The organism is Nocardia sp. NPDC003693, assembly GCF_053981095.1.
In genome coordinates, this window is record NZ_JBSFNO010000045.1 from 16,537 (window position 1) to 33,191 (window position 16,655).

The 16,655-nt window shown below is 70.0% G+C and carries 18 protein-coding genes; 8 read left to right on the top strand and 10 right to left on the bottom strand.

Annotated elements, in window-relative coordinates; translation table 11 throughout:
* Positions 1–14 precede the first annotated feature (14 nt).
* Genes ACWDOP_RS33300 through ACWDOP_RS33315 form a run of 4 tightly spaced genes read right to left on the bottom strand, consistent with a single transcriptional unit; the run spans position 15 to position 3,842 of the window.
* Entirely contained in the window at positions 15–989 is a 975-nt protein-coding gene (locus ACWDOP_RS33300; protein WP_456348232.1) for an ABC transporter ATP-binding protein, read from the bottom strand.
* On the bottom strand, positions 986–2,023 hold the full coding sequence (locus ACWDOP_RS33305) for an ABC transporter ATP-binding protein (RefSeq protein WP_456348233.1): 1,038 nt from the start codon (positions 2,021–2,023) through the stop codon (positions 986–988). Before ACWDOP_RS33305 ends, ACWDOP_RS33300 begins: the two co-directional genes overlap by 4 nt.
* On the bottom strand, positions 2,020–2,925 hold the full coding sequence (locus ACWDOP_RS33310; protein ID WP_456348234.1) for an ABC transporter permease: 906 nt from the start codon (positions 2,923–2,925) through the stop codon (positions 2,020–2,022). Before ACWDOP_RS33310 ends, ACWDOP_RS33305 begins: the two co-directional genes overlap by 4 nt.
* The gene (locus ACWDOP_RS33315) at positions 2,922–3,842 is read right to left on the bottom strand and encodes an ABC transporter permease (protein ID WP_454202934.1); all 921 of its coding nucleotides are present in this window, start codon (positions 3,840–3,842) and stop codon (positions 2,922–2,924) included. Before ACWDOP_RS33315 ends, ACWDOP_RS33310 begins: the two co-directional genes overlap by 4 nt.
* Positions 3,843–4,101: 259 nt before the next feature.
* Here ACWDOP_RS33315 and ACWDOP_RS33320 point away from each other — a divergent pair, with 259 nt between their 5' ends.
* Positions 4,102–4,809: a GntR family transcriptional regulator gene (locus ACWDOP_RS33320; protein ID WP_456348235.1), complete on the top strand. Its 708-nt coding sequence runs from the start codon at positions 4,102–4,104 to the stop codon at positions 4,807–4,809.
* Between the two features lie 17 nt (positions 4,810–4,826).
* On the opposite strand, the gene ACWDOP_RS33325 is transcribed toward ACWDOP_RS33320, so the two are convergent.
* Positions 4,827–5,384: a DUF4334 domain-containing protein gene (locus tag ACWDOP_RS33325; RefSeq protein ID WP_454202932.1), complete on the bottom strand. Its 558-nt coding sequence runs from the start codon at positions 5,382–5,384 to the stop codon at positions 4,827–4,829.
* Between the two features lie 85 nt (positions 5,385–5,469).
* On the opposite strand from ACWDOP_RS33325, the gene ACWDOP_RS33330 reads away from it, so the two are divergent.
* The 5 genes from ACWDOP_RS33330 to ACWDOP_RS33350 all read left to right on the top strand — a co-directional run bounded on the left by ACWDOP_RS33330 (position 5,470) and on the right by ACWDOP_RS33350 (position 10,971).
* Positions 5,470–6,699, top strand: coding sequence for a serpin family protein (locus ACWDOP_RS33330; RefSeq protein WP_456348236.1), 1,230 nt, complete (start codon positions 5,470–5,472; stop codon positions 6,697–6,699).
* 335 nt (positions 6,700–7,034) lie between these two features.
* Positions 7,035–8,054 (top strand): hypothetical protein, encoded by a 1,020-nt coding sequence (locus tag ACWDOP_RS33335; RefSeq protein WP_456348237.1) that lies wholly within the window; start codon positions 7,035–7,037, stop codon positions 8,052–8,054.
* 5 nt (positions 8,055–8,059) lie between these two features.
* Positions 8,060–9,052: a hypothetical protein gene (locus ACWDOP_RS33340; protein ID WP_454203138.1), complete on the top strand. Its 993-nt coding sequence runs from the start codon at positions 8,060–8,062 to the stop codon at positions 9,050–9,052.
* 25 nt (positions 9,053–9,077) lie between these two features.
* Complete coding sequence (locus ACWDOP_RS33345; protein WP_456348238.1) at positions 9,078–10,331, top strand: adenylosuccinate synthetase; 1,254 nt, start codon at positions 9,078–9,080, stop codon at positions 10,329–10,331.
* A 10-nt stretch (positions 10,332–10,341) separates the two neighbouring features.
* Positions 10,342–10,971 (top strand): NUDIX domain-containing protein, encoded by a 630-nt coding sequence (locus tag ACWDOP_RS33350; RefSeq protein ID WP_456348239.1) that lies wholly within the window; start codon positions 10,342–10,344, stop codon positions 10,969–10,971.
* An 11-nt stretch (positions 10,972–10,982) separates the two neighbouring features.
* Here ACWDOP_RS33350 and ACWDOP_RS33355 read toward each other — a convergent pair whose 3' ends face one another.
* Together ACWDOP_RS33355 and ACWDOP_RS33360 are read right to left on the bottom strand one after the other, a co-directional pair.
* The gene (locus tag ACWDOP_RS33355) at positions 10,983–12,335 is read right to left on the bottom strand and encodes a lipase family protein (RefSeq protein ID WP_456348240.1); all 1,353 of its coding nucleotides are present in this window, start codon (positions 12,333–12,335) and stop codon (positions 10,983–10,985) included.
* A gap of 127 nt (positions 12,336–12,462) precedes the next feature.
* On the bottom strand, positions 12,463–13,047 hold the full coding sequence (locus ACWDOP_RS33360; RefSeq protein ID WP_456348241.1) for a TetR/AcrR family transcriptional regulator: 585 nt from the start codon (positions 13,045–13,047) through the stop codon (positions 12,463–12,465).
* Between the two features lie 223 nt (positions 13,048–13,270).
* On the opposite strand from ACWDOP_RS33360, the gene ACWDOP_RS33365 reads away from it, so the two are divergent.
* Positions 13,271–14,245 carry a quinone oxidoreductase family protein gene (locus ACWDOP_RS33365; RefSeq protein ID WP_456348242.1) on the top strand — a complete coding sequence of 325 codons (975 nt, stop codon included), beginning with the start codon at positions 13,271–13,273 and terminating at the stop codon, positions 14,243–14,245.
* 122 nt (positions 14,246–14,367) lie between these two features.
* Entirely contained in the window at positions 14,368–15,231 is an 864-nt protein-coding gene (locus ACWDOP_RS33370; RefSeq protein WP_456348243.1) for an SDR family oxidoreductase, read from the top strand.
* A 3-nt stretch (positions 15,232–15,234) separates the two neighbouring features.
* On the opposite strand, the gene ACWDOP_RS33375 is transcribed toward ACWDOP_RS33370, so the two are convergent.
* The 3 genes from ACWDOP_RS33375 to efp are packed head-to-tail and all read right to left on the bottom strand — an operon-like array spanning position 15,235 to position 16,605.
* Positions 15,235–15,492 carry a YciI family protein gene (locus ACWDOP_RS33375; RefSeq protein ID WP_454202922.1) on the bottom strand — a complete coding sequence of 86 codons (258 nt, stop codon included), beginning with the start codon at positions 15,490–15,492 and terminating at the stop codon, positions 15,235–15,237.
* Between the two features lie 17 nt (positions 15,493–15,509).
* Positions 15,510–16,022, bottom strand: coding sequence for a transcription antitermination factor NusB (gene nusB / locus ACWDOP_RS33380; protein ID WP_354991738.1), 513 nt, complete (start codon positions 16,020–16,022; stop codon positions 15,510–15,512).
* A gap of 19 nt (positions 16,023–16,041) precedes the next feature.
* The gene (gene efp / locus ACWDOP_RS33385; RefSeq protein ID WP_456348244.1) at positions 16,042–16,605 is read right to left on the bottom strand and encodes an elongation factor P; all 564 of its coding nucleotides are present in this window, start codon (positions 16,603–16,605) and stop codon (positions 16,042–16,044) included.
* Between the last annotated feature and the right edge of the window lie 50 nt (positions 16,606–16,655).

Genomic DNA, 16,655 nt, shown 5'->3' on the forward strand with positions numbered 1-16,655 from the left:
TGTAGTTGCCGGGGTCAGAGGGGGAAGAGACAGGCCGCCGTGTGCTCGGCGGCCCCGATCGGGGTGAGCGCGGGCGTATTCCGCGCGCAGGCGGGCTGGGCGCGGGGGCAGCGGGTCCGGAACGTGCAGCCGCTCGGCGGATTCGCCGCGTCGGGCATTTCGCCGCGGACGAGGGCGGCGGTCCGCGCGCGGCGGGCGTGCGGATCCGGCACGGGGACCGAGTCGATGAGCGCCCGCGTGTACGGGTGCCGGGGCGCGGTGAAGATGTCCTCGGTCGCGCCGATCTCCACGAGCTTGCCCAGGTGCATGACCGCGACCCGGTCGGCCAGGTGCCGCACGACCGACAGGTCGTGCGCGATGAACAGATACGACAGTCCGAGCCGATCCTGCAGGTCCCGCAGCAGATTGATGACCTGCGCCTGGACCGAGGCGTCGAGCGCGGAGACGGGCTCGTCCAGTACCAGTATTTCCGGTTCGAGCGCGAGCGCGCGGGCGATCCCGAGCCGCTGGCGTTGCCCGCCGGAGAATTCGGCCGGTTTTCGCGACAGCGCGTCGGTGGTGAGACCGACCTGGTCGAGCAGTTCCGCGACCCGGGCCGGGGTGTGCCGACCGGCGATGCGCAGGGGTTCGGCGACGATGTCGTGCGCGGTCATGCGCGGATCGAGCGCGGAGTACGGGTCCTGGAACACCAGTTGCACGCGGTTGCGCAGGGCACGGCGTTCTCGCCCCCGGACCTCCCGGGGGTCGTGGCCCAGAACGCGGATTCGACCGGCATCGGGGGTGTTGATGCCGAAGAGCGTGCGCACCAGCGTGGATTTGCCGCCGCCGGATTCGCCGACGAGACCGAAGGTTTCGCCGCGCCGCACCTCGAAGCTGATGTCGTCGAGTGCGCGCAGGGTGCGGCGGGCGCGCAGGCCGCGGCGGCTGGTGAAGGTCACCGTCAGGTTCCGCACCTGGATGACCTCGTCGTACACGGTGGTGGGTTTCATGCCGGGATGTCCTGTCCGGTCGACCGGGCCGCGAGGGCGGGCGGGCAGGCCAGCGCCCGGCCGGACCCGAACGGAATCAGCGGGGGCGGAGTCGATTCGCAGGCGTGTCCCTTGCCCGCGAAGTCGCAGCGGGGCGCGAACCCGCAGCCGGCCGGCCGGTCCGCGGCCGGCGGCGGGGATCCGGGGATCGCGTAGGCTCGCGCCTTGGCGCCCGCCGGGTCCCGGCCGAGCAAACTGCGCTGGAGCCCGCGTGTGTAGGGGTGTGCGGCGTCGTCGAAGATCTGCCACATCGTGCCGGTCTCCACGACCCGCCCGGCGTACATGATCGCGACCCGATCCGCCTGCTGGGCAACCAGACCCAGGTCGTGGGTGATCAGGACCAGGGCCGCGCCGCTGCGTTCGCGGGCGTCGGCGAGCACCTCCATCAGCTGGGCCTGGATGGTGACGTCGAGCGCGGTGGTCGGTTCGTCGGCGATCAGCAGCGCGGGGTCGTTGGCCATGGCCATGGCGATCACGGCGCGCTGGCGCATGCCGCCGGACCATTCGTGCGGATACGACCGGGACCGCTCCTCCGGCTGCGGAATACCCACCGCGGCAAGCAATTCCACCACCTTGTCCCGGCGCGTGCGCAGGTCGAGCCGCTGATGGACCGCGAGCGCCCGCTCGATCTGCACGCCGACCCGGCGAACCGGGTTGAGCGAGGTCATGGGGTCCTGGAAGACCATCGCCAGTTCCGGTCCGCGCAGGCGGCGCAGCGTCTCGTCGTCGGCGCCGACCAGCTCGCGCCCGCGATAGCGCACGCTGCCGGACAGCACCGTCAGCGGCGGCGCGAGCAATCCGAGCACCGCGAGCATGGTGAGGGATTTGCCCGAGCCGGATTCGCCCACCAGGCACAGGACTTCGCCCTCGTCCACGTGCAGACTGACCGAATCGACCAGCGCCACCGGGTGTCCGTCGGGGGTGCGGTAGCCCACGGTGAGATCGGTGATCTCGAGCAGCCGGGCCGGCGCCCCGGGGGTCGTCGAGGTGCTCATGCCGCCACCGACCGCATCCGCCGGGCCGACCGCCGCTCACGGGGTGCGCGCGTGTGCCGGCGCAGCCCCTGCCGTTCGGCGGTGAATCGGCGGCTGATCAGCAGTGTTCCGGCGATGACCAGCAGCAGCGCCACCGCGGGGACGATCGTCAGGTACGGCGCCTGGCGCACGTACTTCTGTCCGTCGGTGATCATCAATCCCCAACTGGGAGTGGGTGGTTGCACGCCGAGCCCGAGATAGTCGAAGGACGAGATCATGATCATGACGTTGCCCAGGTCGGCCGTGGCCAGAATGCCCGCCGGGACCAGCGCGTGCGGCAGGATGTGCTTGCGCAGCACCCACGCCGGTCGCGCCCCGAGCAGTCGCGGCGCGATGACGAAGTCGCGGGCCGACAGGCTCAGCGCCACCGACCGGCTCACCCGGGCGTAGCCCACCCAGAAGGTCACCGCCAGGATCGTGGCCATCAGCGTGACGCTGGGGCCGCGCACGGCCGAGAGCGCCATGATGATCAGGCTGATCGGCACCGCGAGCTGCACGTCGGCCAATCCCATGAGCAGGTTGTCCAGCGGGCCGCGGAAGTACCCGGACAGCGTGCCGATGAGCACGCCGATCGCGGCGTTGACCAGGACGATGGCCAGCACGAGCCCGAGGGTGATGCGGCCCGCCAGCGCCAGCCGCGCGGCCAGGTCCCGGCCGAGCGAATCGGTTCCCAGCGGATAGCGCGAGTCGGTGAACGGACGGGTGAACGCGTCCGAAAGCTGTTGTGCGTACGGGTCGTAGCCCGGGGTCAGCGGGTACAGCAGCGCGAACAGCACGACCGACAGCACCATCGCGAGGCCGATGCCCGTGGCGATGTCGCGTTTCGGCCGGGTGCGCCCGGTGTTCGAGGTTTCAGCGGTCATCGGACTCTCGCTCTCGGATCGACGAAGCCGTACAGCAGGTCGACGCACAGGTTGACGACGACGAAGATCGTCGCGATCACGATCAGTCCGGACTGGACCACCGGGAAGTCGCGACTGAAGACCGCACCGAGCATCAACTGCCCCAGACCCGGCCAGGCGAACACGGTTTCGACGATCACCAGACCGCCGAGCAGCGTGCCGAAGTTGATGCCGGACACCGTGAGCACGGGCAGCAGCGCGTTGGGCAGCATCTCGCGCAGCAGGACCGTCGAGCGGCGCTCACCCCGCGCGAACGCGGTGCGCACGTAGTCCTGCGAACTCTCCGTGGTCAGCGAATTGTCCAGCAGCCGTGCGTACACGACGAACTGCGCGGTCGCGATGGTCACCGCCGGCATCACGATCGACAGCGGATTCGGGCCCGCAAGCGACGGCAGCCAGCCCAGCGACACCGAGAACACCAGCACCAGCAGCAGCCCGAACAGGAAGTCCGGCACCGCGAGCCGGGCCGCGCCCAGTCCGAGCAGCACGCCGCGCAGGGACCAGTACCCGCTCAGGTGGACCGCGAGCACCGCGAACAGGGCCAGGGCGACGCCGAGCACGAATCCCGCGACACCCAGTTGCAGGGAGGCGGGCAACCGCTGCAGCACCAGGTCCATCGACGAGGTGCCCTCCTGGCGGTAGGAATCGCCGAAGCCGCCGGTCACGACCGCGCCCAGGTAGTCCAGGTACTGGGTCAGCGGCGGCTTGTCGAAGCCGAGTTTCGCGTCCAGCGCGGCGATGTCGGCCTGGCTCGCGGTATCGGGCAGGAGCGACGCGGCCGGACTCCCGGTGAGCCGCCCGAGCACGAAGGCCAGGGTGACGACGACGTAGATGGTGATCACCGCCTGAACCAGGCGGCGCGTTAGGTAGACGGCCAAGCTCGACTCTCCTCAGATCTGCCAATCGGTATACAGAATTGGTTCGAGCCGTATCCGGGCCATGATCCGGGTGTTTCCGGACGGTGAACGATCACGAGGGCCTCGGACACTCGAAAACCCGTGCTCAAAACGACTTTGGAGAGAAATCGCGCCCACGTGCGCGCGTTAGCGAGCCGATGGGCATCCGTCAATACCGCGGAAAGGCGCGGAAGAATATATCTTCCGGGATACCGAATGCCTGGAAAGGTAGGCTGAACCGGTGCCCCGTGATCTGAACCCTGTACCGCCGGTCGCGGACGACACCACCCAGACCCGGCGGATCTACGACGATCTGCGCCGCGGCATCATCACCGGCGCGTACGGCGAGGGGCAGAAGTTGCCCGAGGCGCGCCTGGCCGAAACCCTCGGTGTCTCACGGCTTCCGGTGCGTGAGGCGCTGGCGCTACTGGAATTCGACGGGATGGTCGGCACGCGGCCGCGGCGCAGCGCCGTGGTGCACTCGTGGGACAGCACCGGGGTCGAGGAGCTCTTCGACGTCCGCATCGGCCTGGAACCGCTGGCGGCCCGGCTCGCCGCCGCCCGTATCCGGCACGGCCACGATCGGGCCCCGCTGCTGGCGGCGCTGCGCGAATCCGAGTCGGCGGGCGCGGCCGGAGACCGGCTGCGCGTCGCGGAAACCAATGTCGACCTGCACCGGGCGATCGTGGAACTAGCGGGCAACACCCTGCTCACCCGGCTGATGCGCACCATTCTCGCGCGCATGACGTGGCTGTTCTACATCACCGCCCAGCGCACGGACGACGGCAGCCAGTTCGATGAGCACCGGCATCTCATCGACGCGATCTGTTCCGGCGAGGAGCGCATGGCCGAGTACGCGATGCTCAGCCATACCGAGGCGGGACGGGCGCCGTCACTGGCGATCGTCACCGCGCTGCGGCATCCCGGGGCGGAATCGCCCGGGGCGTAAGGCTTTCGGCGACCGCGTCAGTCGCGGTAGAGCACGAAGAAGTACGGGTCGCGCATCCCGCGCATGTCCATCACGCCGAGCAGGGTGTCGGCGTCGATCTTGCGGAAGACGTCGATGATCGGGAGGTGGTCGTAGATCATTGCGGCGCCGGACTTTCCGCGGAACTCGAGATCGCGCAGGCGGGCGCGCGGGGTCCGGGTGGACAGCAGCGGGCGCAGGACGTTCAGCGATTTGCGCACGGGGCGCAGCGCGGCCAGCGGGACCTTGCCGGCCAGGAACAGCGGCGCCTTGCGCGGATCGACCGGGAAGATCCTGCCGTCAGGGCCCGCGAACAGCAGCGGCTGCACGCTGTCGGCGTCATCGAACTGCTTTCCGTACCAGCCGGATTCGACCAGCACGCCCGCCCACGGATGCCCGGTGTCGAGTTCGTCGCCGCGCCAGCGCCCGGTGGTCACCTCCGCCACCCGGGCCACGGGCAGGCTGTCGAACAACTGCCACGCCTGCTCGGGCGTGCACCCACCGCGCAACTCCCGCAACCGCGCGGCGCCCCTCGACGCCACTTCACCGGCGACCATAATCAGCCTCCCAGCCGAGTCGATGACACATTTTCGCACACAATATCTCAGTGCCGGGGAACGGCATACCCCCTAGGCTGGCGCGATGCTCACCGGACTTTCCGCCCACGTCCAGGGTTCCAATCGCCTCACCGCCCGCTGGTGCGCGGCCGCGGGCACAGACGATTTCGCGGTCGCCGGCTGCGGAGTCTGGCCGCTGCTGGCCATTCTCGCCGCGACCGCCGCGGAACCGGCGCGATCCGAATTGGCCGGGGCCATCGGCATTCCCGCGACGGACGCGCACGCGGCGGGCCTCGACCTGCTGCGCACGCTGGCCGAGTCGAAGACCGTCACGACCGCGCTCGGCGTGTGGATCCACCGCGACCTGCCGCTACACGAGGACTGGCTGGCCGCCCTGCCCGCCGGGACGGCGGACCTGATCACCGATCAGGCGGCGCTGGACGCGTGGGCGCGGCGGCACACGGCCGGGCTGATCGAGAAGTTCCCCCTCGACCTCACCCCCGGCACCCTCATGCTGCTGGCCACGGCGCTCCTCGCGGAAACCGAATGGCGGCAACGATTCTCCGAGGAGGGCATGCTCGTCACGGACGGGCCGTGGCGCGGGCACGAAGGGCCCGCCCTGGTGCGCAGGGCATCCGGAGCCGAATACATCAGCGTGCTGGCCGGGCTCGACGCGGTGACGCGCGTCGTCGTCGAGGGCAACTCCGACCTCGATGTGCATCTGCTGCTGAGCGAGGGCTCGCCCGCCGACACCCTCGCTACCGGAATCGCAGCGCTGGACGGTTCGGTCGCCGTGCACACCGAGTTGCCCGAGGACAACCCCGGTCCCGGACTCTTCGTATCCCGCGTGCGGAATTGGTCGGAGGAAGACGTGTCCGAGGTCTGGGTGCCGCCGTTCGAGACGCACTCCTCGCACGACCTGCTCAAGCATGCCGAGGTCTTCGGCCTGGACTCCGCGCTGGACAGCACCCGAGGGCATTTCCCCGGCATATCGCCCATGCCGCTCTGCGTATCCAGGGCCGCCCAGGACATCCGGGCGCGATTCAGCGCCACCGGATTCCAGGCCGCGGCCGTGACCGTGTTCGGGGTGGCGCCCGGATGCGCGGAGCCACAACGACCCCCGTACCTGGTCCGCAAGACGACCGCCGTCTTCGATCGCCCCTTCGGCTATCTGGCGGTGCACCGGCCCACCGGCCTCGTGGTGGTGGCGGGCTGGGTCGCGCGGGCGCCGACGACGCGGGAGTACCTGCTCGGCCGGCTTTGCCGAGGGTTGCACAGGCTCTACTCGACCCGGGACGGGTTCGATCAGCCCTGACCGCTCCAGTGGAGACTCCGCGAAACCGCACCGCGCCGTAGGCCCGCGGTCGCACGGCCACGGGACCGGATGGCGGAGCCCCCGACTGCAGGCACGGGCCGCCCGGCCAACCTGCCGGGGGCACGCGGCGCGATCGTCGGTTCGCGCAAGCTCACCCGACTGCCCGCGCGAAGGTTTCATGCGAGGACAGGCCGATGCGCCCGATTCTGCACAGGGAGAGCACCACTTCCCGCGCGAGAGTCCGAGCCGCGCGGCGGCCCAGCGTTTTAGTCTCCTGAACAATTAATTCCCCGAATCAGTAGCGCTCCATGTTTTAGTCATCTAGCCTAAAACACATGACGACGGTTGGGGACACAGCGGAGGAGATCCGGGCGGCACGACGGCCCGAGGATCTCTTCGGCAGTGCCGCAACCGATTCCGCCGCGCGTGTGGCCGCCAAGCGCCGCTACCACCGCATGGCGGCGGTCGTACATCCCGACCGGGTGGACCGGGCCGACGCCGAGCTCGCGGCCACCGCTTTCGCCCGGCTGGCCCGGCTGTACCGGCAGTGGCTGGCGACCGGTCCGGCGACGATCGAACTCACCGGGAAATACGCGACGCATCCGGTCGGCGAGCTGTACGCGCGCGGATCGGTGGCCGACGTGTATCACTGCGGTTCGGACCGGGTCGTGAAGATCCCCCGCCGCGCGGTCGCCAACCGCCTGCTCGCGGGCGAGCGAAACGCGCTGCGGGACATAGCGTCCACCGCCGCGGGGCACGAATGGCTGCGGCCGTACTTTCCCGAACTGGTCGACACCGTCGACCATCACGACGCCGCGACCGGTGAGCACCGGGCCGTCAACGTGCTCACCGCGCACATCGACGGCTTCGTGACCCTCGAACAGGTCCGCGCCGCCTACCCCGGCGGCTTGGACCCCCGCGATTACGCGTGGATGCATCGGCGGCTGCTGCGCTGCCTCGCCGGTGCGGCGCTCGCGGGCTGGGTGCACACCGCGCTCACCCCCGCCAACGTGCTCATCCACCCCCGGCAGCACGGCGTGGTGCTGGCCGGCTGGTCCTTCGCGACCCGGCCGGGCGCACCGGCCGCCGCCACCCTCGGCGCGCTCGACTATCCACCGGAGATCCGCGACGCGGTCTCCCCCGCCACCGACGTGTACCTGGCGCACGGGCTCATGCTCACCATGCTCGGTGACCGCGCACCCGCGCCGATGCGCACCTTCGCCGCCGGGTGCCGCCAGTCCGATCCGCGACTGCGCCCCGACGCCGCCGACCTGCTCGGCGAATTCGACGACCTGCTCGACCGGCTGTACGGACAGCGCCGCTTCCGGCCCTTCGAGCTACCGAAAGGACAGTGATCACCATGGGTTACGGCAAATGGGACGACAGCGCGTACGACGCCGCCCGCACCTTCCGCGCCGCGCGGGGCCTGGACGACTTCGGCTACACCGCCGACATGGCCTCGGTGCCGTGGGACAAATGGAAGGCGCACCCGGACCTGGATCCGCACGGGGTGACCGTGCGCGAGTGCCGGGACTCGGACGATCACGGGAACTCGCTGCCCATCGCGGTGCTGTTCGACGTCACCGGCTCCATGGGACTGGTGCCGCGCGTCATGCAGGAGAAGCTCGGCAAGCTGCACGGGCTGTTGCAGCGCAAAGGATATGCCGATGATCCCCAGATCCTGTTCGGGGCCATCGGCGACGCCGATACCGATCGGGTTCCGTTGCAGGTCGGGCAGTTCGAATCCGACAACCGGATGGACGAGCAGCTGCGGCTGATCCTGCTCGAGGGTGGTGGCGGCGGGCAGAAGTCCGAAAGCTACGAGCTGGCCGCGTATTTCATCGCCCGGCACACCGCCACCGACGCCTGGGACAAGCGCGGGCAGAAGGGCTACCTGTTCATCGTCGGCGACGAGCTCAACAAACCGCGACTGGCGGGCAAGCACATTCGGACCGTCATCGGCGACAGCGTGAACCAGGACATCGCCGTCGAGTCCGTCTACCGCGAACTCACCGACCGCTGGCACGTGCACTACATCCTGCCCAATCAGTCCAGCTACTACAACGATCCCGAGATCGGCGAACACTGGCAGGGACTGCTCGGCGAGCGCTTCCTGCGGCTGGACGATCCGGCGGCGGTGTGCGAACTCATCGCGCTGACCATCGGCATCGGTGAGGATCGCGTCGATCTCGGTGCGGGACTGGCCGATCTGCGCGACATCGGCTCCGGGACCGCGGCGGACGCGGTCGGCAAGGCCCTGGCCCCGGTCGGCGCGGCCCACCGCCCGCGCAGCACCGGCGCGCTGCCCGCCGCCGAGTCCGACGTGGACGACGATGTCGATTTCGGGAAATAGTTCCCGGTCAGCGAGGGAGACGGGCATGTTCGGGGACCGGCATCTGATCGTCGTCGATCTCGGCTTCGGCGACGCGGGCAAGGGCGCGACGGTCGACTGGCTGTGCTCGCCCGCCGCGGGCCTGGACGTGTCGGCCGTGGTGCGCTTCAACGGCGGGGCGCAGGCCGCCCACAACGTGATCGCGCACGGGCGGCATCACACCTTCCAGCAGTTCGGGTCCGGCACCTTCTCCGGGGTGCCGACCCTGCTGTCCCGGCACATGCTGGTCGAGCCCATCGCACTGGCGGCCGAGGCGCGGGCGCTGGCCGAACTCGGTGTGCCCGAACCGCTGTCGCTGCTGTACGTGGACGAGCGCGCGCTGCTCACCACCCCTATTCACGGGGCCGCCAACCGGTGCCGCGAGGACGCGCGGGGCGACGCGCGGCACGGTTCGTGCGGCGTCGGCGTCGGGGAGACCGCGAGCTACGCGCTGACCGCCGACGCGCCCCGGGTCGGCGACTGCCTGCGGCCGGAGGTGTTGCGGCGCAAGCTGACAGCGCTCGCGGAACACTATCGGCCGCTGCTCGATGCCGGTTCGCACCGCCACGCTCCGGTCGACGACCTGGTCGAGGTCTACACCGAATTCGCTCGGGCCGTACGCATTCTGCCCGGGGACCAACTGGCCGGATTCGCCGCGCACGGGCGGCTGGTCTTCGAAGGCGCGCAGGGTGTCCTGCTGGACGAATGGCGGGGGCTGCATCCGTACACCACCTGGTCGACGGTCGAACCGCGCAACGCCCGCGCCATGCTCGCCGGTATCGGAGCGCCCGGCTACGTCCTGGGCGTCACCCGCGCCTACCTCACCCGGCACGGCGCGGGCCCCTTCCCCACCGAGGACACCTCGCTGTCGATTCCGGAGCGACACAACGGAACCGGGCGATACCAGGGTGAGTTTCGCGTCGGGCACCTCGACCCGCTGCTGCTGCGCTACGCGGTGGACGCGTGCGGGGGCGTCGACGGCCTGGCTGTCAATCACCTCGACGTGGTCGGTGAGATCCGCACCGCCACCGGCTATCTCACGCGCACCGGCTTCCTCGATCGGCTCGACTGCGGCCCGTGGCGCGATCTCGGCTATCAGGAGCGGCTCACCGGCCTGCTCGGCGCGGCCGTGCCCGCTCTCGCGGACCTGCCCGCCGATGTGCCCGCCTACCTCGAGACCGCCCTCGGAGCGCCCGTGGTTCTCACCGCGCACGGCCCGAAACGAACCGATCGCACGATACGGGTGCCCGCTGAGGCATGATTGTCCACTTGTGGAGCAACAGTCCGCGGTATCCATCGATGTCATCGCCCTGCGCTACGGGCCCGACGACCCCACCCTGACCCTCGGGGTCGCGCCCCGGGCATGGGAGCCGTTCGCCGGTGAGCTGGCGCTGCCCGGCGTGCTGCTCGATCGCGGGGAGCGGCTCGACGCCGCCGCCCGCCGGGCGGTGCACACCAAACTCGGGGTGCCCGCGGACGCCATCCTGGCCGTCGGCCAGGTCGCGACCTTCGACGAACCGAATCGCGATCCGCGCGGACCGACCCTGTCCATCGCCATGTGGGCGGTCATCGGCGAGCACGACGGCGACACCGCCTCCTGGCCGTCGTTCGACGACGTGCCGCCCCTGGCCTTCGACCACAACCGCATCCTGGGCACCGCCCGGACCATCTTCGCCGAAATGCTCTGGAAGGACCTGACGTTCACACGCCCCCTGATCGGCGAACAGTTCCCCGCCACCCGCGCGGTCGAACTGACCGCGGCCCTGGCCGGCGAACGCCCCGACCCCGGGAACCTGAACCGCACCCTCGCCGCCCTCCCCGGCCTGGCCCGAACGGGCGAACGCGTGCGCGTGAAAGCGACCGGCCGCCCGGCCGCGATGTGGGCCTTCGACGCGGAGTGAGCGGCGGTTCGTCAGAATCCCAGCAGCAGCCGTAGCGGCCCGGCCATGATTCCGGCGGTCAGGTTGTTCAGGGCCTCGGGGTCGGTGATCGTGGTCGGCACGGTCCGGACATCGCAGCCGGTCGGGTCGGCGGGATCGGCCGCCCGCGCCTCCAGCCAGGCCAGGGCCGCCGGGGCGCCGATGAACCACTCCAGGGTGTGGGCGGAGACCGGCATCGGCATCGTCTCGCGGCGGTAGGTCACCGGCGTGCCCGCCGCGCAGTAGCGCTCGACGAGGTCGTCGACACCCGCGATGAGGGCGCCCTCGTCCTCGACCGAGTTGTAGACGTACTGCGGAATCGAGGGTGCGACCGTGCCCAGCTTCATCGCCTCGAGGGCCGCGCTGATCACCGGGTCGTTCAGCAGGTCGGTCAGCGGGACGGTCAGGAAACGGTTCAGGTCGAACCCATAGTTGGCGGCCATGTTCTGCGGTGTGCAACTGCCCGCCGCGTCCGCGACCCGCTGGAGCCCCTCGGGCGTGAGGTATCTGTCGAGGGCGGCCGCGGCGGTCGGCGATTCGTGCACCAGGGCGCTGAACACCACCGGCACCAGTCCGCCGAGCATGGCCTTGCCGTTGATGGCCTCCAGTGTGGCGCGCGGATCGCCCACCGGGCCGCCCAGCGCTGCCCCGGCGATGTCGAGTTCGGGCGCGTAGGTCGGATGTTCCTGTGCCGCCCAGGCACTGGCGATCGCGCCGCCGGAGTAGCCCCACAGCAGCGCGCGCGTGTCACGGCCGGGCAGCCCGAAGGGCTCGAAGTCCTCGGCGGCCCGAATACCGTCCAGCACAGCGAATCCGGGATCACGCGGGGTCATGAAGTTGTTGTCGATCCCGCCGAAGTCCGGCACCGCCACCGCCATGCCGCGCACCAGCGCCGCGACGACCAGCGGGGTGTCGTTGGCCATGGTGCCGAGCTTGATCGGCCCCGGGCTCGACGGATCGATCCAGGGCACCTGCCCCTGGAGCAGAATCTGCGACGGCGCGCAGTGCGGCGCGACGGCGTCGATCATGTTCTGGAAGGACAGCAGGGTCGAAGGCTGTTCGGCGCCTGTACGTTTCAGGACCGTCGTCACCGCGGCGTACGGACTGCCGTCCGCCTTGGTGGTGCGGTACAGCAGCTGCCACGCCTGCACCGGCAGCGGTATGGCCTGGAAGTAACTCGCCTGGATGGGGCGGCTGCGCAGGATCTCGCCCGGCTGGGCCGCCTCGTATTCCGCGGGCGGGGTGTAGAACGGGTCCGTGGTGTTCGGGAGGGCGGGTGCGGGAGCGGCCATCACCCCCGCGCCCAGGGCCAGCGCTACCAGCGGCAGCAGCACCCCCCGCGCCAAACCCTTTGTTCTGCAGAAATATTCATGTACGACAGACATCGACATCTCCCCCTTCGCAGCGAAACTGTAACAGGTTTCACCAATTCGCCAGGGGATTCTCGGCCGAACGGCCGAATCGACGGTGCGATCAGAGTGGTTGGCGCAGGACCGATTCCACCAGTTGGCGGATCGCCGTCCGCAGGCGGTCGACCTCGTCGGCGCGGACCATGGCCCGGGCCACCTCCGACCCGACGGAGCTGAACAGCAGGCGACCGGCGGCCTGGGCGTCGAGGTCGGGACGCGCCTCGCCCAGCAGCACGGTGATGTGGTTGTCCCAGGTCGTATGGAACTCGGCCGTGCGAGGATGGGGCGGCATCGCGGACCCGGTGTAGGCGGCCATCAGCTCGACGTTGTCGGCCATCATGAGGGTCATCGCGTCGAAGAAGGCGAGCAGGCGATCGGGGGCGGGGGCGCCGGGGCCCAGCGGCGGCGGACCGGACGCGATCGCGGCCATGAGGGTTTCGGCGGGCTCGGCCACCAGGGCGTAGAGCAGGCCGGCGCGACTGCCGAACCGGTGGAAGATCGTGCCCTTGCCGACCCCGGCGGCCGCGGCGACCCGGTCCATGGTGAGCGCCTCCCCGCCGTGCTCGGCGAGCAGGGCGCGGGTGGCGTCGAGGATCGCGCGCCGGTTGCGCGCGGCGTCGGCGCGCTCTTTCGGCTGGTCAGCGGACATCTCTCCCCCTCTGTCGGATCGGTCGGACGCGGTCCGCCACACCGCGGGCGCGGGGAACCGTCAGCCGGATTATGCCGGGACACACCGAAACCGGCCGCCATCGGGCAACCCGCGAGCGTTCCCACGGGCGGCTCAGCCGCGCACGAACAACCGTTGACAACTTGACCGCCGGTCCATATTGTCGCTGACACATATTGACCGTCAGTCCAGTTAAGGATGTCACATGCAGGCAATCGTCATGACCGCGACCGGTGGACCCGAGGTGCTGGAGGCCCGGGAGGTCCCCGCGCCCACGCCCGGACCGGGCGACATCACCGTGCGCACCGAAGCGATCCCCGTCCTGTTCCCCGAGACCATGCTCCGTTCGGGCGCGTTCCCCCTGCCGACGCCGCTGCCGCTGATCTTCGGCACCCAGGCCGCGGGCGTGGTCACCGAACTGGGCGCGGGCGCCGACCCGGCGCTGCTCGGGCAGCGGGTCATGGTGAGCAGCAACAGCTTCGGCACCTACGCCGAACAGGTGTGCGTCCCCGCCGCGGCCGCGGTGGCGATCCCGGACAACCTCTCCTTCGACGACGCCGCCGCGGTCACCATGAGCGGCTCGGTGGCCCTGCCCCTGCTCGCCGCCGCCCGCCTGACCGGCACCGAAACCGTCCTGATCCAGGCCGCCGCGACCGGCGTCGGCGGCTACCTCGCCCAGCTCGCCAAGGAATTCGGCGCGGCGCGCGTCATCGCCACCGCCGGCGGCCCCGCCAAGGCCGACCTGGCCCGCCGCAACGGCGCCGACGAGGTGATCGACCACAACGACCCGCACTGGCCCGGGCACCTGCGCGCCCTGCTCGGCGCCGCGACCCTCGACGTCGTCTTCGACTCGATCGGCGGCGAATCCGCCACCGCCCTACTCGATCTCATGACCCCCCTGCGCGGCCGCATGCTCTCCTACGGCTTCCTCAGCGGCGCCCCCGCCCAGGTAACCGCCATGGACCTGATCATGCGCGGCCTCACCCTCACCGGCTGCTCCGGCCCGGCCTGGCTGGCAAACGTGGACGCCGCCCGCTCCGCAGCCCTCGAACGCGCGGCCACCGGCACCCTCACCCCGCTCCTGGATCGCGTACTCCCCCTGGACCAGGCCGCCGCGGCCCATCAACTCATCGCCGACCGGTCCGCCGAAGGCACGATCGTGCTGCGCCCGGGCAACTGACGCACCGTTGTCACCGGCGAATCGGTCCGGCCGGACGGAATGCCCGAATATCCTCGGCGCCGCGCATAGAGTGCGTACCAGCGACAGCAGTGTCGAATCACGAGTCCGGAAGCGAGGCCCCGATGGGCAGCTCGAAGATCGTTCTCATTACCGGCACCTCCTCGGGTATCGGGCTGGCCGCCGCGGTCGCGGCCGCCGACGCCGGATGGCACACGGTGGCGACCATGCGCGACACCGGGCGGGACGGCGACTTACGGGACGCGGCCGAGCGGGCCGGGGTCGCCGAGCGGTTACAGGTCGAGGAACTGGATGTGACCGAACCGGATTCGATCGCGAGCTGCCTGAAGAAGGTCGTCGCCGAGCACGGGCGGCTGGACGCGGTGATCAACAACGCGGGGGCGGGCTTCGTCGGCACCGTCGAGCAGATGAGCATGGACTTCATCCGTAAATCCATGGAGGTCAACTACTTCGGCGTCGTCGAGGTCACCCGCGCCGCCATGCCGCTGCTGCGCGAGTCCGGCGGCCGGATCATCACCGTGACCAGCGTCGGGGGCGTGATCGGGCAGCCGTTCAACGAGGCGTACTGCGCGGCCAAGTTCGCGGTCGAGGGGTTCATGGAATCGCTCGCCCCGGTGGCGGCCACCGTGGGCGTCAAGGTCTCGGTGGTCGAACCCGGCGCGGTGGCAAGCGAATTCATCGCGGGACAGCAGCTGGACATCCCCGCCATGGTCGCCGCCGCCGGGCCGTACGCGCCCGCGCTGCAGCACTATGTCGAACGCACGGTCGGAGCCTTCCGCAACGCCCAGACCTCGGATGAGGCGGCGGCGACCGTCATCGCGACGCTGACCGCCGAGGAACCCGCGTTCCGGGTGCAAACCTCGTCCTGGGCACGGGGATTCACCGGTGTGAAGCTCGCGGACCTGGACGGTTCGGCGGTCCAGATGCTCACCGGCGGCTGGGTCGAGGAACACCAGCACCACCACTGAGGATCAGCCGGTGATTTCCCACTCGTAGACGGTGAGTTCGGACGCGCCGGTGGTGTGAATCGGATCGGTGAGAACCAGATCCCGTGCGGCGTCGAGAGATTCGGCGAGAATGACGTACGCGCCACCGGAACCGTCGGTGAACTTGCCCGTCTCGACCAACTGGCCGCGGGAGCGAACGGCGTCGAGCCATTCGCGATGTGGCTGCGCCACAGCCGAATCGAAGCGCGGGGTGCGCATGGCCAGAACCAGATACTTGCGCACCCTGCGCTTCTCCTTCGCTACTGCTGCTCGTCGCCCGCGCGCGGCGCGCGCGTGGCGGCGGCCGCGGCCCGCACCTGCGGGGCCACCGTCACCACCTGGCCGAGCACCCCGTTGATGAACGAGGGGGAATCGTCGGTGGACAGCTCCTTGGCCAGCTCCACCGCCTCGTCCACGGCCACCACGGGCGGGACGTCGTTGGCGTGGAACAACTCCCACACCGCCACCCGCAGAATGGCGCGGTCCACGGCGGGGAGCCGGGGCAGCGTCCAATCCTGCAGATAGGACTCGATGGTGCCGTCCACCCGGTCCAGGTCGTCGGCGACGCCTTCGACCAGCACGCGGGTGTACGGATTCACCGGGGCCACCGAATCGTCACGCACCGAGAGCGATACGCGTTCGGCGAGCAGCTCGGCGGGATCGATATCCCGAGCTTCGGCCTCGAAGAGCAGATCCACGGCACGGCGGCGGGCCTTGTGCCGTGCGCCGAGCTTCTTGAAGCCCGGCTTCTTGTCCTGGGGCTGATTGGCCACGGTCACCATTCTCCGCGCGTCAGGAGTTGACGCGGGAGATGTAGGACGCGTCGCGCGTATCGACCTTGAGCTTGTCGCCCACGTTGATGAACAGCGGGACCTGGATCTCGGCGCCGGTCTCGATGGTCGCGGGCTTGGTGCCCGCGCTCGAGCGGTCGCCCTGCAGGCCCGGCTCGGTGTGGGTGACCACGGCCTCGATGGAGACCGGGAGCTCGACGAACAGCGCCTCGCCCTCGTGCATCGCTACCTGCACGCCCATGTTCTCCAGCAGGAAGCCCGCGCTCTTGCCCAGGAGCTGCTCGCCCAGATGAATCTGGTCGAAGGTGTCGCCATCCATGAAGATGTAGTCCGAGCCGTCGTGGTACAGGAAGGTCATGTCGCGACGATCGACGGTCGCGGTCTCCACCTTGACGCCGGCGTTGAAGGTCTTGTCGACAACCTTGCCGGACACGACGTTCTTCAGCTTGGTGCGCACGAAGGCGGGACCCTTACCGGGCTTCACATGCTGGAACTCGACGATCTGCTGCAGCTGATTGTCGATCTTCAGCACGAGGCCGTTCTTGAAGTCGCTGGTATCCGCCACTGTCCTCGGATCTCCTGTTCTCGTTTTCCATTCACGGCTCGCCGTGCTGG

Excerpts from the sequence above, each read along its gene's own strand:
- ACWDOP_RS33300 (WP_456348232.1), bottom strand. The coding sequence starts at position 989 with ATGAAACCCACCACCGTGTACGACGAGGTCATCCAGGTGCGGAACCTG.
- ACWDOP_RS33305 (WP_456348233.1), bottom strand. The coding sequence starts at position 2,023 with ATGAGCACCTCGACGACCCCCGGGGCGCCGGCCCGGCTGCTCGAGATC.
- ACWDOP_RS33310 (WP_456348234.1), bottom strand. The coding sequence starts at position 2,925 with ATGACCGCTGAAACCTCGAACACCGGGCGCACCCGGCCGAAACGCGAC.
- ACWDOP_RS33325 (WP_454202932.1), bottom strand. The coding sequence starts at position 5,384 with ATGGTCGCCGGTGAAGTGGCGTCGAGGGGCGCCGCGCGGTTGCGGGAG.
- ACWDOP_RS33330 (WP_456348236.1), top strand. The coding sequence starts at position 5,470 with ATGCTCACCGGACTTTCCGCCCACGTCCAGGGTTCCAATCGCCTCACC.
- ACWDOP_RS33335 (WP_456348237.1), top strand. The coding sequence starts at position 7,035 with ATGACGACGGTTGGGGACACAGCGGAGGAGATCCGGGCGGCACGACGG.
- ACWDOP_RS33340 (WP_454203138.1), top strand. The coding sequence starts at position 8,060 with ATGGGTTACGGCAAATGGGACGACAGCGCGTACGACGCCGCCCGCACC.
- ACWDOP_RS33345 (WP_456348238.1), top strand. The coding sequence starts at position 9,078 with ATGTTCGGGGACCGGCATCTGATCGTCGTCGATCTCGGCTTCGGCGAC.
- ACWDOP_RS33360 (WP_456348241.1), bottom strand. The coding sequence starts at position 13,047 with ATGTCCGCTGACCAGCCGAAAGAGCGCGCCGACGCCGCGCGCAACCGG.
- ACWDOP_RS33365 (WP_456348242.1), top strand. The coding sequence starts at position 13,271 with ATGCAGGCAATCGTCATGACCGCGACCGGTGGACCCGAGGTGCTGGAG.
- ACWDOP_RS33370 (WP_456348243.1), top strand. The coding sequence starts at position 14,368 with ATGGGCAGCTCGAAGATCGTTCTCATTACCGGCACCTCCTCGGGTATC.